The sequence below is a fragment of the Candidatus Binatia bacterium genome (genome assembly GCA_029243485.1).
GTDB lineage: Bacteria > Desulfobacterota > Binatia > UBA12015 > UBA12015 > VGTG01.
In genome coordinates this window covers 1-14,119 of record JAQWRY010000080.1, presented here as the reverse complement: position 1 = coordinate 14,119, position 14,119 = coordinate 1, and the positions used below count along the sequence as shown (strand labels likewise).

Genomic DNA, 14,119 nt, shown 5'->3' with positions numbered 1-14,119 from the left:
TCTTCCGCCGAAAAACGGCGTCTCGTCTTGCGCTGAATGTCGCGGACTACCTTCTCCGCACTCTCTGCCTTACCCATCAGGTGCTCCTTCCGGTTGGGCCGGAAGTGTCTCTTATTTCAAACCCCTAACTGGTCCAACTTCAGCTGAACCCGAACACCCGATACAACAGGCTCTGGCGGCAGCCTTCCCGGAGTGGGGCTTGGCCGCGCACTTGACGGCAGCCTATGCCATGACATTCACGTGCTCCGTGGTGTCGTGGAAGTGCGTGGAAGCGCCGGTTCTAAAGCTGAGGACGCGCTTCATCCTCCGGCAGGGCGACGACCCCTCCCACAGCCAGGCCGAGGCGTCGGAGCGCGCGGCATGACGGCTGAGCTCAGCAGTCGACTCACCGTCCGAACCGCAGAAGAGTTCGGAAGCACACGATCTGCCGCCTGTAATCTGGCGCTGATCTTCATCCTCGCCATCTCGCCGGCAGCCTGTGGCGACGCTCCGCCCCCAGGGCCCGACGCGGTCGCGCGCGAGCCGCTCTCGACTTCGTCGCCGCTGATCGAACTTCCGATCGCCACCCCCTCTCCCGCGAGGCGGCTAGACTCGGTGGCTGCGCCCTGCACTCCTCCGACTTCCCCAGCCGCGCTTCGAGCACCCTCCACCACTGATTCGCAGGACCTCGATCTGCAGTTCCGCTGGCGGGCCGCTACCGTCTGCCAAGATCTGCACCCGCTCGAGAACGGTCACGAGTTCGCCCCCCTCTCCGGCCTGGTCGTGCGGAACGGCGCTGGACATCGTGTTCTTCTACTCCTGCCTTCGGTCGACGGTCGCACGAGCGTCGCGGCGTATCGCGTGACATTGCCGGAGACCACCGATGTCGAACTCGTCACCTGGGTCGTGCTGGAAGACACTGCGATCGCGAACAGCGACGGGGTCGACTTCGGGGTTGCCGTCGGAGACGCCGAGCGCGACACGCCGCCCATACCCGCGGACTTCGAACGCCTGACGCGAGAGGACGCTCTTGCCGGCTGGAGAAACGTGCGCGTGGATCTTTCAGCGTACCGCGGCAGAACCGTCTGGGTATCCCTGGCTTCCCGCGAGACCGGCGACCGGTCCGGGGATTGGCTCTTGTGGGCGGATCCTAGAATCGTCGTCAAGCATCCTGAACCCCTCCACATCGATCTCGGCGGTGACGAAGACCCGCGGGTGCGCACCTTGAGTGGCCTCCCGTGGGAAGAGGTAAACGTATTCAAAGCCTACTCGGGCTTTCATGAAGAAAAGGAGGCCCCAGTCGATTCGGACTGGGCCAAGCGGGTTCTTCCGTGGCTCCGCACTTTCCGACTCTTCTCCTCACTCGGGGCAAATTGGGGTCCCACCCTCGAACGAGACCATGCGGGACAGATGGGGCACAACCCGACACGCGACTCGAGCGAGGAACGACGCTGGGCAAAACACTACGAGTTCTTCTCCGATGGGCCCGGATGGAAGGACACACCGATTCGTGACCGTTTCGACTGGCAGCGGTTCGACCAACTCTACTCTCGGATCGCCGCCAACGGTCTCCGCATGCAGATCAATCTGTCCGGTGCACCGGAGCTGTTTACGGGCGGCAAGGGCCATTACCACACCTACCACTTCAACGAGATGCCCGTGGTCGACGAGTTGGGTTGGAAGACCTACGTGGACGCAGTCTTCCACCATCTCTCGCAGCAATCGTGGTTCGACCGGACGCGGTACTCGTTCTTTTCCGAGGCGAATTGCCGCTGGGTGGCCGACGACGGATCCGTACGCAACTTCGGTTATCAAGGCGACGCCGTGGAGCATGCTCGCCAATACCTGTGGACGTGGCAGGCGATGAAGCCCTACGTCGGTTCGGATCAGGTGCATTTGGGCCCGTTCGTGGTCGAGCCCGATCCCGCGGTGCCGGCGACCGACAATCTCGCCAGATACCTTCGCTTGCTGCGCGAGAGGTTTTTCGACGCCGGCGAACCCCTCCCGCCGTGGTCCGCGTTCGCATTCAATCTCTACGAAACGCCACATCTCGCGATCGACCACTTCGCTTCCTACAAGATCGACAATGTACGCCGGGTGTTGCGGGCAGAGCTACCCGGCTTGGATCTTCCCCTGCGATTCGACGAAATCGGCATCCACCCGATCCTCGCCTCGGAGTTCGACTCGACGGGTGAGGGCCCGCTCGAAGGTACCCGGTGGGCAACGGCGTGGCACGCCGAGATGCTCGCCCTGCTCGTGGATCAAAATATCGAGGTCGGTGCCCCATGGATTCACAACGAGATCATGCGGCCTCATGCGTCGTACGTGTTCCTCTCGCTCGTCGCGGGAGCCTTCGACTGGAAGCTATCGCCCACCGGCGGACTCTCCCTGGTGGACCATTCGTCCGATGCGAGTGAGAAACCACTCAAATCGGTTCACGTACGCCTGGGCTCCGCCAATGCAGATCGAATCGGCTACCTCTGGTCGGCGCCGTCGGATGAAGTCATCGCACGGCTCGCCATTTGGCGCATCCCGCGCTTCCCGATCAGCGACACACCGATCGAGGAAGAGACCTCCGTCGCTCCTGCGCACGTCCGCGTGCCCGGCTGCGAAAACCGGCGCTGCACGGCGATGGTGCTTGGGTATGATGAGCCCGTGTTGAAGGGAGCTCGGGAATCTCGATCGACCTCTTTCGCCTGGATCGCCGACCTTCCTAAGTTGCGCGGCGTCGAGACGCCGAGCGACGGCAAGTTCGAGATCGGTCTTCGTCCCGGAGACGTATATTTCGTCGAGTGGTCGGTCACAGACCCGCACAGCTGACGCCGGTCATCGGATACTCAAGTCGCCATGTCATCAAGACGATTCTCGAAGATCCTCGATGTTTTCGGCAGCCGTCGGGGCCAGCCGCCCGTCGAGCCGAAGCCCACCGAGGAGGGTGCCGCCGATGTGGGTGCGACCGGATCTCCATGAGGCAGAACGAGCCGCACGCATACGTCCGATAAGGCGCCGTTAGGTCGGATTGGACCCAAAAAGGGGCTTCATGTCGGCTACCCGCGGCCGGTTCAAAGCTTTGAAGCGGTGAAGTAGGGGTTCTCTACTGGGGCAAAGGCGGATAGCCGGTGATGAGGGCCGAGACCGGGACTGCCGCATTTTTAGGCATATGCCTTCCGCCATGCTGCTGAAAAAAACCTTCGCTTCCGAGCCGCGAGCTGATAGCTTCGCACTTCGGATCGTGGTGTCCTCTCGAGCCCCGACGTCATCCCGGCAGAATAGACCCTGGAGAAACTCATGCTCTTCGCCCCTCTCTTGGCCAGCCTTGTTTGTGCACTCGTCTTGACGCTATCCAGCTTCGTCCCGCCCGCCTCCGGAGCCTTACGGCTCGTAGCCGGCACAGGCTCGCCGGTACCCGGGCATTCTGGATGTACAATCACATCCGCGGGCAGTGACTCAGTGGCCATCGAGGGAAACCGCATTGCATTCAGGACATACTATGAGTGCTCTTCCGGGGGGGACGAAACCGAGGCTATCTTGGTCGAAGACGGGCCCGGAAACCTGATTCACATCGTCTCCGAGGGAGACACCCTCGACGGAGCCGTCGTGCAGGACCTCTCAATGAGATTCATGTGGAGCCTCTCGGGCACGCGCCTCGCGTTCAGCGCAGATCTCGAGCTGTCGCCCCCCGGCCCCACTTTTGAAGCCAGTTACATCGCAAACTTGGCGGATTCGCCGATCACGTTCACGCGAGTGATTGCGGAGGGCGACACGTTGCCAGATGGCACGGAAGCCGCTGGAGTGTCGGCCCCCGTGATCGCAGGCCTCGCCTTTGCGTCGGATATGGACGAAGATTCGACCTGGCCGGGTATTTTCTTCAACGAAAACTTCCTCAACCCGTCCAGTGCTACACTCCCCATTTCCGAGGCCACCTCCGTTCCGGCCGCCCCGGGATACACCATCATCTACGCAGATAGTGACCTTGCGATACAAGAGACGGCAGCGGGCAACGCGATTCTCGCAGCCGAGGTGACGCTTTGCCCCGATGCGGACGTTGACGGGGGAGGCGGCTGCGACGTCGCGACGGACAACGCCGTAGTGACGGTCCAAGGCGGTGTGATCAGCACCCGCGCAGACACGATCTCATCGATCAACCCGAGCTCCGGAACGGTCTTCACGGACCTCGATGAGCCAGGACTCTTCGACGGCGCTGTCGCGTTCAAAGGTGCGTACGACGACACGCTCGGGGACGGAGTGGAAGGAATCTACACGGACTGCTCTGGCGCGCTCACGAAAGTCTTCGACGCCTCTGATCCGGTTCCTGGGCTCCCAGGCTACAGCTTCGAATCCGAAGGATTTGCCCTACAGGTGGGGTTCGATCAGAACATCACGAACCAGGTCGACTTTGAGTCCTCATTAGGTGACGGCTTTGAAATGATCGTCTCGGCTCACCCTGACGGGACGCTTACCGATTGCGCGAATACGGTCAGCACGACGAATCCGGCCACCGGCGAGGTCTTCGAGGACCTCAACGATGCCGCCGTCGACGGAACGTCCATCGCCTTCTGGGCAGAGGACACCAGCGCCGCCGTTGGACTCTTCACTGGAACCTGCGGCACGCTGCCTGCATCTGGATGCTCGACAGTGCCGCTCACCATAACGCGAGCCACCCTTTGGGCGGACGGTAGCAAACCGGGAAGCGTGACCTATCAGGGCACTGTTGAGGGAATCGATCCCTCCAGTGGGCTTACCTTTACCGTGACTGACGGTCTGACGACGAACCAGTCGGGCAGCGTTGGTCCAGGAGATTGCGTGCTCCAGAACTCGGGCACGACCAAATGCGTCTTCAAAGATCCAGTGGTCAACAAGAAGAAGGTCAAGGCCGTCTTCCGGCCGACGGGGAATCCCGGCGAGTACAGTTTCAAGCTTCAGATGAACAAACTTTCGATCCCTCGTCCGCAAGCCGGCCCGGCAAGTCTCACAATCGTCGAGACCGGCGGAGGGAGCTTTGCGGGATCGATCGCGAGCTGTGACATCGGCACGAAGAAGCTGGTCTGCAAAAACTGAGCGAGGCGGCGCTTTGGAGTTGCCAGCTCGGTGTGTACGTCGCTGTACGTCGTCAAAGACGTCGGGATCTTTGGGGTCGATTTATAAGAGACACTTCCGGCGCGTTTGCTGGCCGTCCATGAGGCAGAAAGAGGCGCACGCATACGTCCGATAAGGCGCCGTTAGGTCGGATGGGAGCCAAAAAGGGGCTTCATGTCGGCTATCCGCGCCGTCGCCGCCCCCAGCCTTCGCGCGGGCATGGCGACACTCGTTCAAGCCTGGGGTGTGGGGCCACTGCGGTCAAACACGGTCCTGGTGAATTGGCTGGAGGCGATCGCCGAGACGAGATCGAGCGCTCAGCTCTGGTACGGCCGTATGCTCGCCGGCGCCGTGCGGCTCGGCCAACATGTCGTCGTGCTCGACACCGACGAAGCCGCCTGGCTCCGACTCGGCGAACTCAGCCCCGAGAAGCGCCGAATCGACATCTGGTGGTTCGACGACGAGTCCTCTCGCCTCTGCCTGCTCCTCCGACCGAGTCCGAGGAAGCGTCCCTGAGCGACCGAACCGACGAATCTGAGGGTCCGGCGGCCGGCGAGGATTCCTGACGAGCACTTGTCACCCCCACCGTGGCCTTGCGCACGCGGAACGATGGGAGCGGATTCAAGCACCGCGGCGTCGCGGGTGTCGCTGGATCGGCTCGTCCTCGGCCGACGTTCGATCTTTTCGTCGTCGTCTTCTTGCCCCGACCCCAGATCCGGGTAGAGATGCCCCCCTCACGGCAGAAACGGGGAGACACGACATGAACCGCATGAGCCGCCGGGAGTTCCTTCGAGCGACAGCGACCGCCTCGGCCGCGATGGCCCTCGGCACCAAGGGCTGCGCCGACAGCACCGAGATCTTTCCACTGCCGCCCGACGTGGCGCTCGACTCGTTCGATCACCTGGTCGTGATCATGTTCGAGAACCGCTCCTTCGACATGGTGTTCGGCGCCCTCTACGGCCCGGACGGTGCGCCGCGCGGCCAGTCGTTCGACGGCGTGCTCGGAAAGAACATCGTCAACTACGCGCCGGACGGAACGGCATTCTCGCCGACCGAACTGACGGAGTCCCTGACTCCGCGGGTCGACTTCGGCGAGGAGTACCAGCACGTGAACGTGCAGCTCTGGGGAGAGTTCCTACCGCAGAGCAATGCGAACCTCCCTTACACGCAGCAAGTCGCGCCGTACAACATTCCGCCGGGCGCGGGCACGCCCGCCATGAACGGCTTCGTCACGGACTACGTCAGTGCTTTCAATCAGCAGACGTCCGGGCTCGTCCCATCGAACGAGGATCTCGCGCAGGTGATGGGATATCTCTCGCCGGACCTGGTTCCGACCTTTCACACTCTCGCGCGAGAGTTCGGCGTGTACGACCAGTGGCACTGCGACGTACCGTCGAACACCTACGCGAACCGGTCGTTCTTCCACTCGGGCCAGTCGTACGGAATGCTCAACACGAGCGTGGAGTGGCCCCTGCAGACGACCAACGCGCCGACGATTTTCAACCGAATGACGGATCTGGGCGTTTCCTGGAAGATCTACTGGCCCCCCTCTCAGGAGGCCAGCACCACGCTGATCACGAATTGGCGGGGAATCTGCCACCTCTACGACGGCGGCGATGGCGACCATTGGGCCTCGATGGATGCCTTCTACGACGACGTCGATCGAGGCCGGCTCCCGAAGTACTCGTTCATCGAGCCACGGATGTGGTTCGACAACAACGACATGCACCCGACTGCGCCCATACCGGAGCTGGGGCAGAACTACGAGAACACCAGATCGTACGTCACGGCCGCGGACCGGCTGCTGCACGACGTGTACGACGCGATTCGCCGGTCCTCGAACACATCCGGCTCGCACGCCGAGAACACCCTCCTCCTGGTCACGTTCGACGAGCACGGAGGATCCCACGACCACGTCGTGCCTCCCCCGGCCGCCCCGCCGGACACCTCGATCGGCGAGTTCGGGTTCAAGTTCGACCGGCTCGGCATCCGCATTCCCACGATGGCCATCTCTTCCCACATCGACCCCGGCACGATCGTGAACGACCCGATGATGGGCACGTCGGTGATGTCCACGATGCGACAGAAGTGGGACCTGGGTGACCCTCTCACTAACCGCGACGCGAATGCTCCGGCGTTCACCCCGGTGATCAATCGACGAACGGCACGCGCGGCAAGCGACTGGCCGATCACGACGCCACCGCCCGTTCCGCCCGACTCCGTCAATCGGGATCACGAGGTCATCAGCGACCTCGGCGACAATCTCGTTCGCGCGGTACTGGCGATCACCGGCGAGGAACGCGAGTTCGCAGGGCCGAGGGCAACGACGGGCGAGGCGCAAGAAATTTTGAAAGCGCTGGCCAAAATGCTGGCCGACAGGTGCAACCAGGGTAGCTGACCACACGCCACCGCGCTTTCCGGAACGTGGGAACCGCTCCTGCCACCGGCGCACGAATCTCGATCAGGTCCCCAACGCCCATCGGCGGCCGAGTTCCCGCTCGTCCGCGCTCATCGCGACGCCGGGAGCGCTCACCGGGGCTTCTTCGAGTACTTCCCTGCCTCGTGGTTCACGATCTCGGCGTCGGTCTCGCGCTGTAGGCCGTGCTTCTCGACGTACTCACCCGGTTCGGCGGCGTAGTCGACGCGCTTGTCCGTCATCTTGATGCACCAACGGCAGTGCGGCTCGTCGGCGCTCGCGCGGGGCGGAAGCTTGATCGGGTCGATGCGGATCTTCTCGTTCCAGCGAGCTGCGCCGTGTCGGAAGCCAAAGAGCTCCAGATGCGCGCAGATCTTGTTGCACATGTAGTCGAGCATCTCCGGGCCACCGGCCTCGCCCTGCTCGGGAACGTCGCACTGCGGCGTGTGCATCTCCCACTCGTTCTCGCCCTTCTGCTCGAACCGGAGAGTCATGCGCGTGCTCATCGCAGGGAGGCACTGCCATACCTTCATCGCGGTGGTCTCGGCGTCCTCTTCCGCGAAGTTCATGAGCCGAGGAATGACGTCGTTCTCGTGGTCGCCGGAGCCTCCTTCCGCGAACCACACTTCGTGGTGCATCTCGTCGGCGACCTCCTGGCCGAATCGCTTGATCGCGGCGAGATACCACTTCCGGTTCACGTCACCGTAAATGGAGCCGCCGACCTCCACGAGCTTCATCAAGCCCTCTTTCGAGAAGTCCGAGATGTGGAGGTCGGGTTGGAAGGGGCCGCTGTAGTCATCGAGTTCGAGGGAGTTCCGGTTCGGCCTCTTGCTTCTCATTGGCTTCCTCCTTGCGGTGATCACCGCGTTCGCGTCAGAGCGCCGCGTCGAAGAAGAGCTGGATCAGCAGCACGTGATTGATGTCGTCCGGGAAGCCGGGCTCGCGGCGGTTCAGGTATTGGAACTGGTAACCCACGTCGACGTTCAGATGGTCGTTCACCAGGTAGTTGATGCCGACGAACAATCGGTTCTGATCGAACCCGGAGACCGGTCCCCCGTTCGGGGAGTTGAGGTTCACGAAGACCTCGTCTTGCACCACCGCGCGCCACAGCCTGTCGTCGGTGAACGCGATCTGATCCCGCAGGAGCGTCCGGGCGCGCACCGCGACGCCATCCGCGCCGCCGATCCAACGTTGCTCGAGACGGGTTCGGCTGGTGAGCCGTCCGAACGAAAAATCATCCGCGTACAGCAGCTGCTGGAAGATGCGGTTCTCGGTGTTGAAGTTCGGCTGCAGCGACGGCGTCCATGCGTAGCCCAGCCACGCCGACCAGTTCCCGTAGAACCGGTAGCCGACTGCCGTCCGGAGCAACAGCTGCGAGACCCCATCCTCGGAGAAGCGGGGCTGCACCTCGTACCATCCGTTTACGCGGTCAGTGAACCCCAGGTTCAGGTAGGCGGGAGTCCAGGCCTGGAACTGCTGGTCGGTCGCACGAGCGTCCGTCGCCAGCATGGCAAGGAGGCCGATCAGCGCGAGTGCTCTGACCGACCTCCGTGAAGCGATCGATGGGAACTGCACTTGAGCGAGCGGCCGCGTCAAACGCGCGGCATCCAGTTCCCGTGAGAGCCGTACGGCACCCGCTGGGGCGTGAAAATCTTGGCGACCGGCGGCGCACTGAAGTTCTGGGCATCGATGATCCGCAGGTGGCTGCGATCGTCCGAGGGATCGAAGGTCATCACGATGACCCACCCGTCGTCTTCCGCCGCATCCGGCGACCTCGGAATGAAGACCGGCTCACCCCCGGTGACCGATCCCATGCCGTGGATTTCGGGCTGACCGGTCTCGAGGTCGTACTTGTAGAGCTCGTTGCCCATCGACGGGCTATCCGGCGTGTCCCCGAGCTGCTGCGTGTACCCGAAGCGGTTCGGGAGGCCCACGCGACGGTCGTCGATGCGGGGGAAGTCCGATTTGCGATCGTCGAGGTGCTCTTCTTTCACCGTCCCGGCGGTCTGATCGATCGTCCACCGCCACAGCTCGGCCTTCCCGGAAACGTCATCGAAGCCGCCGTCCATGAACGACTGCGTCCGGCACACGAGAAGCACGATCTTGTCACCGTCGTCCCAGGCGTTTACCGGGTGGAGGCAGTAGCCCGGGTCAATGTCGTACCACTTCACGTCGGCGTTGCCGCCGTCGCGAGGCATCACGCCGAGACGCGCGCCGTTGTCGGGGTTCCAGAAGAACGGGGTCTCCCCCTTCACCGCGCGCTCCATCGAGAAGCAGACGGGTAGATCCATCCAGACGACGTTGTTCCGTGTGACGTTGAAGTCGTGCATCATCACACCGGTCGGCAGCGTGATCGGCTCGGAATGCACGAGCGAGCCGTCGCGACCGAATCGGTAGTAGCGGAGAAACTCCGGCCCGACGACGCTGTAGCCGAAGGCGAGCATCTCTCCGGTAGCCGGGCAGAGCTTGGGATGGGCCGTGAACGCACCCGTGACACCGCCGCCGAAGTTCTCGAAACCGATCGTCTCGAGGTTGGCGTCGACCTCGTAGATACCGTGCGCCTCCTCGAGTGCGAAGTAACGACCGGCGTGGCGAATGATGTTCGTGTTGGCGGGAGAGTCGGCCGGGTCGAGCGACATCGCGCCCTCCCCCTTCGTAAAGCCGGGAGTGTGGACGTATCGGTTCCGGATGGACGCCTTGCCATCGCGAATGTCCACCGTGTGGATCATCCCGGCGCCGAAGAACCAGTGGTCGCTCCAGCCACTCGGTGGGTTGAACCCGTTGCGCATGTAGCGGCCATCGATCGCGGCCGGGATCTCCCCCTCGACCTCGAGATCCTGGACATCGAGCTCATGCTCGACCGGGGCATAGTTGCCCTTCAAGTGCCACGGAAGCTCCGCAACTCCATGTTTGGAGAGGATGTCGGCTTCGATCATACCCATGATGTTCCCCTTCTCATCGGATCCCACGCCGAGTCGGGTCGGCTACCCGTGAGCAACGTATCGGACCGGCTTCTGGCTGTGAAGCGGTCTTGCGGGGCCTGAATCCGGGGGAGGTTCCCGGTCCTTCCCTCTTTCGCTAGGTTGCCCCCGTGGCCATAGAAAAAAGCGACGTCATCGTCGTCGGGAACTGCTCCGACGACCCCTTCGCGATCGATGTCGCGTTCGCATTGGGTCAGGGCGAGGAGATCGCCGACCTGATCAGCATGAAGACGTTCGCGAACTCCGAGTTCTGCCCACGGTTCATCTCGGACGAGCAGGACCTGTCCCGGATCGGCAACGCACTCGACGGCAAGACGGTCGTGATCGTCAGCACGACGAACCGGTCCGTGACCCGTCAGAACCTGGCCATGCGGAATCTCCTGATCGCCCGTGCGGCCAAGGAGAACGGCGCGCGCGAGGTCGTGCTGGTCGAACCCGATCTCTACTACAGCGCCCAGGACCGCGGGCCGCGTCGTCGCGGAGAAAGCGAGGCCGGCCGCAGCGTTCCGGACCTGAAGAAGTTCGACGGCCAACTCTTCACGGCCATGCTGTACGCCCAGATGCTCGACCTCGCGGGGGTCGACACGGTCATCACGGTCCACAACCACTCGGCCGCGGTCCGCGCCGTCTTCAGCGAGATCTTCGAGGGCCGCTTCCACAACCTGATGCCCTACGCGCTCTACGCCAACTATCTCCGGAACTCCGACATCGTCGGCTACGGCTCGGATGGCGAAGGCCTCGCACTCTGCGCTCCCGACCAGGGAGCCCGCGACTTCGTGAAGCGAATGTACAAGGAATTGAACCTCCCCAAGGCGCGCTTCGTTCTTCTCGACAAGGAGCGCACGGGCGAGCGCGAGGTGAGCATCAAGCTCCACGAAGACAGCGAAACGACCTTCGAGGAGATTAACGGGCACGACATCGTGCTCTTCGACGACATGGTCCGTACCGGATCCACAGTCGTGAAGACGTGCCAATTCCTGAAGACGATCCGCCCCGGGCGTCTGGTCTTCGGAGTGACCCATTTCTACGCGAGCGACGAAGGACGCCAGAAGATGGCGAACACCGCCATCGACGAGATCCTCACGCTCAACACCCTGCCGACCGTGCTCAACCGCGACGAGCAGGGCCGCCTCCGTCGCAAAATGGTCGTCCTGAAGATCGAACGGTGGCTCGCGGCCAACCTCTGCGAGATCCTCGATCTCCCGACCCCGGAGCGCGGCGGCCTCTACCAGATCGACATGTCGTCGAAGAACCCGCGGTTCACGCGCAAGATCTGGTCGAACGAGCAGCTGTCCGAACTCGAGGCCGAACGCGACAAGGGCTAGACGACGGCCGAACGGCTACGACAGTGCCGCGCAGACACCGAGCTCGTAGATTCGGCGTAGCTCTTCGAACCGCTCGGGTTGCTGGGCCTCACTGAACTGCGTGTTGACGGAGATGGCGACCGACCGTGTGCCGTTTTCTGAAGCCGCGATGAACTGGGTGTACCCGAATACGTTGCCGGTGTGGCCGTACACCGTCCCGCAGGATGCCTCGTACCGGAACACGCCGAGCCCCGAGGAATTCTCGCCGTCCATGAGGCAGAACGAGGCGCACGCATACGTCCGATAAGGCGCCGTTAGGTCGGATTGGAGCCAAAAAGGGGCTTCATGTCGGCTATCCGCGCGGTTCGGTCGCGTCCCCTGGGCCCACCAGGGAGAGACAGAGGGCCCGGCATGGTTGACGCTTCTGCGATCTCTCGGCAAATACCAACGACAGCCAGGTTCACCCGCGAGATTTCGGGGCCTGGGTGGTTGGAGTCGTACCGATGCGATTGGTGAGAGTAGGAGAAGAGAAACAGGCTGGCGCGGACCCGGCCTCGGAGTGGGTCGACATTGATCTCGACCAGCCGGGGGCGGATGCCTTGCTGGCGGATCGAGTGGAGCTCTGTGAGGCAACGCGGGCCTTGCTCGGGGAGACCACGATGAACAGTCGTCGGCTCGCGGTGGCCGAAGGGCTTGCGATGCGACTCTGTTATACCAGCGGCGAAGGCCAGAGTCTTGGTGATGCCTCCGTGGTGTGCATGGGGCTCGTCGTGACCGGCGAGCGTCTCTTGAGCGTGCGACGCGGTTCGAACCGGGAAATCGATGAGCTCTGGGCCGATATCGCGAACGGAACGCTCGAGGTCGATCATGGCTGGAAGGCCGCGGCGCTTCTGATTTCCCAGATTGCGAATCGGGCCGAGGATCAGCTCGACGAGCTCTCGGCGGCACTCGACGAGCTCGAGGACGACGTCTTCGATGGAGAAACGGATCTGCCCATCGAGAAATTGGGGCAGACGCGGCGTCGCTTGATCCGGGATCGTCGCAATATTTCCGCACTGTCTCGAATCATTGAGGAGACCACGGCCGATCGTTCACTGCACATGCACGCATCGACGAGCGACGAGTTGGTCGGTGCTGCCCAGACGATGGAGCGACATGAGCGTACCGCGGGATTCTATCTCGAGCGAGCGAACCTATTACATGACCAGATCCAGAGCCAGCTCTCAGATCGGATGAATGACGCCACGTTGCGGCTCGGAGTGGTGGCCACGGTCTTCCTGCCGCTTGGATTTCTTACCGGACTGCTCGGGATCAATGTCGCCGGCATTCCCGGAACCCATGATCCGGAAGCTTTCTGGCTGGTGTGCGCGATTTTGAGCGGACTTGCACTGGTGGCCTCGTTCCTCATCATGCGGTTGTATCGGTCCTGAGCACGGCCGGGGCGGCGCCGCGGCCAGCCAAGCAATGCGCTCGCGGCTCAGGGGCCGCGAGGTGCGCGCGCAGAGAGAGAGAGCAGCGGGGACCCTCAAAGACCGGTAGCGGGCTCAGTCCCAGCGTACGCGCGCGCTGCGCCGGGGCGTCATCGCGGCTCGTATGGCAGGCGACGAGTCCGCCGACCTCTTTTCCCTCGGCCGCAAGAGCCGCGCGCACCGTGGCGATGCGCGGGTGCGAAAGCGCTCGGTCGGCCCGGTCCATGACGGCTCGCCGGTCCGCCATGTAGGCGATTGTCGGCGACCAGTCCTGCCCGTAGATGAAGAGCGCCTGCTCGAGCCACGTCCGGAGTTGGATGGCCTCGACCAGTGCCGCCCGGAGTCGCCGACGGTCGCACGCGTGCGGCCCACCGAAGGTCCTGCTCAGGTCGTCACGGACACGCTGAATCCGCCCGCCCGGCGGCTACGCCGCGGCCGCCTGCACCCGAAAACGGGACCTCGCTCCAGGCTTCGCGGTGGCGACGACCCGGCGACCTGGGCAAATAAGCCCTTCATCCTTCTTATCGTCGGTCATGGTCGTCAGCTAGCTTGTCCTTCTGTAAGAACTCGCCTGCCTGTTGAGAACCTTCGTGCCCGTCCCTGCGGGTGTGTCGTCTTTTAGGAAGAACAGGTCGTGGTGAACGTCTGCTTCGTCTCTGTTGTAAGTTCTTTTCATCGTCTCAAGGTGGCTTCCGAACTTACCCTTCGCCGAGGCGACCAGCTCTGACTTGCCGGGGAAGAGTTCCACGTCGATCATGGCACCGGGGTTTTCAGCATTCTTGGGAATGAGATCAAGGCCCATGGTCTCGACCATCTCATCCATTGATTCAACGCCCTGGTCGCGCATCATGCTGAGAACCGCCTCGACAGCCCATGAGGCAGAAAGAGGCGCAC

Annotated in this window: 11 protein-coding genes; 6 read left to right on the top strand and 5 right to left on the bottom strand. The window is 62.9% G+C overall.

The genetic code is table 11. The features are described from left to right. Positions 1-360 precede the first annotated feature (360 nt). The 4 genes from P8R42_23885 (at position 361) to P8R42_23870 (ending at position 7,453) form a co-directional block, all read left to right on the top strand. Complete coding sequence (locus P8R42_23885) at positions 361-2,799, top strand: hypothetical protein (protein ID MDG2307640.1); 2,439 nt, start codon at positions 361-363, stop codon at positions 2,797-2,799. 708 nt (positions 2,800-3,507) lie between these two features. Continuing rightward, entirely contained in the window at positions 3,508-5,037 is a 1,530-nt protein-coding gene (locus P8R42_23880; protein ID MDG2307639.1) for a hypothetical protein, read from the top strand. Between the two features lie 192 nt (positions 5,038-5,229). After that, on the top strand, positions 5,230-5,571 hold the full coding sequence (locus tag P8R42_23875; protein ID MDG2307638.1) for a hypothetical protein: 342 nt from the start codon (positions 5,230-5,232) through the stop codon (positions 5,569-5,571). A gap of 244 nt (positions 5,572-5,815) precedes the next feature. Beyond that, the gene (locus P8R42_23870) at positions 5,816-7,453 is read left to right on the top strand and encodes an alkaline phosphatase family protein (protein MDG2307637.1); all 1,638 of its coding nucleotides are present in this window, start codon (positions 5,816-5,818) and stop codon (positions 7,451-7,453) included. Between the two features lie 131 nt (positions 7,454-7,584). Here the strand turns inward: P8R42_23870 and P8R42_23865 are convergent, their stop codons facing one another. From P8R42_23865 to P8R42_23855, 3 genes are all read right to left on the bottom strand, one after another. Further along, entirely contained in the window at positions 7,585-8,310 is a 726-nt protein-coding gene (locus P8R42_23865; GenBank protein ID MDG2307636.1) for a hypothetical protein, read from the bottom strand. A gap of 34 nt (positions 8,311-8,344) precedes the next feature. Beyond that, the gene (locus P8R42_23860) at positions 8,345-8,980 is read right to left on the bottom strand and encodes a DUF2490 domain-containing protein (protein ID MDG2307635.1); all 636 of its coding nucleotides are present in this window, start codon (positions 8,978-8,980) and stop codon (positions 8,345-8,347) included. An 83-nt stretch (positions 8,981-9,063) separates the two neighbouring features. Continuing rightward, the gene (locus P8R42_23855; GenBank protein ID MDG2307634.1) at positions 9,064-10,413 is read right to left on the bottom strand and encodes a carotenoid oxygenase family protein; all 1,350 of its coding nucleotides are present in this window, start codon (positions 10,411-10,413) and stop codon (positions 9,064-9,066) included. A 149-nt stretch (positions 10,414-10,562) separates the two neighbouring features. Between P8R42_23855 and P8R42_23850 the strand changes: the two genes are divergently transcribed. Then, the gene (locus P8R42_23850; GenBank protein MDG2307633.1) at positions 10,563-11,777 is read left to right on the top strand and encodes a phosphoribosyltransferase family protein; all 1,215 of its coding nucleotides are present in this window, start codon (positions 10,563-10,565) and stop codon (positions 11,775-11,777) included. 15 nt (positions 11,778-11,792) lie between these two features. Here P8R42_23850 and P8R42_23845 read toward each other — a convergent pair whose 3' ends face one another. Continuing rightward, positions 11,793-12,029 carry a hypothetical protein gene (locus P8R42_23845; protein ID MDG2307632.1) on the bottom strand — a complete coding sequence of 79 codons (237 nt, stop codon included), beginning with the start codon at positions 12,027-12,029 and terminating at the stop codon, positions 11,793-11,795. A 230-nt stretch (positions 12,030-12,259) separates the two neighbouring features. On the opposite strand from P8R42_23845, the gene P8R42_23840 reads away from it, so the two are divergent. Beyond that, positions 12,260-13,186: a CorA family divalent cation transporter gene (locus tag P8R42_23840; protein MDG2307631.1), complete on the top strand. Its 927-nt coding sequence runs from the start codon at positions 12,260-12,262 to the stop codon at positions 13,184-13,186. A 583-nt stretch (positions 13,187-13,769) separates the two neighbouring features. On the opposite strand, the gene P8R42_23835 is transcribed toward P8R42_23840, so the two are convergent. Continuing rightward, a partial coding sequence (locus P8R42_23835; protein MDG2307630.1) for a hypothetical protein occupies positions 13,770-14,119 on the bottom strand: 350 nt, incomplete at its 5' end.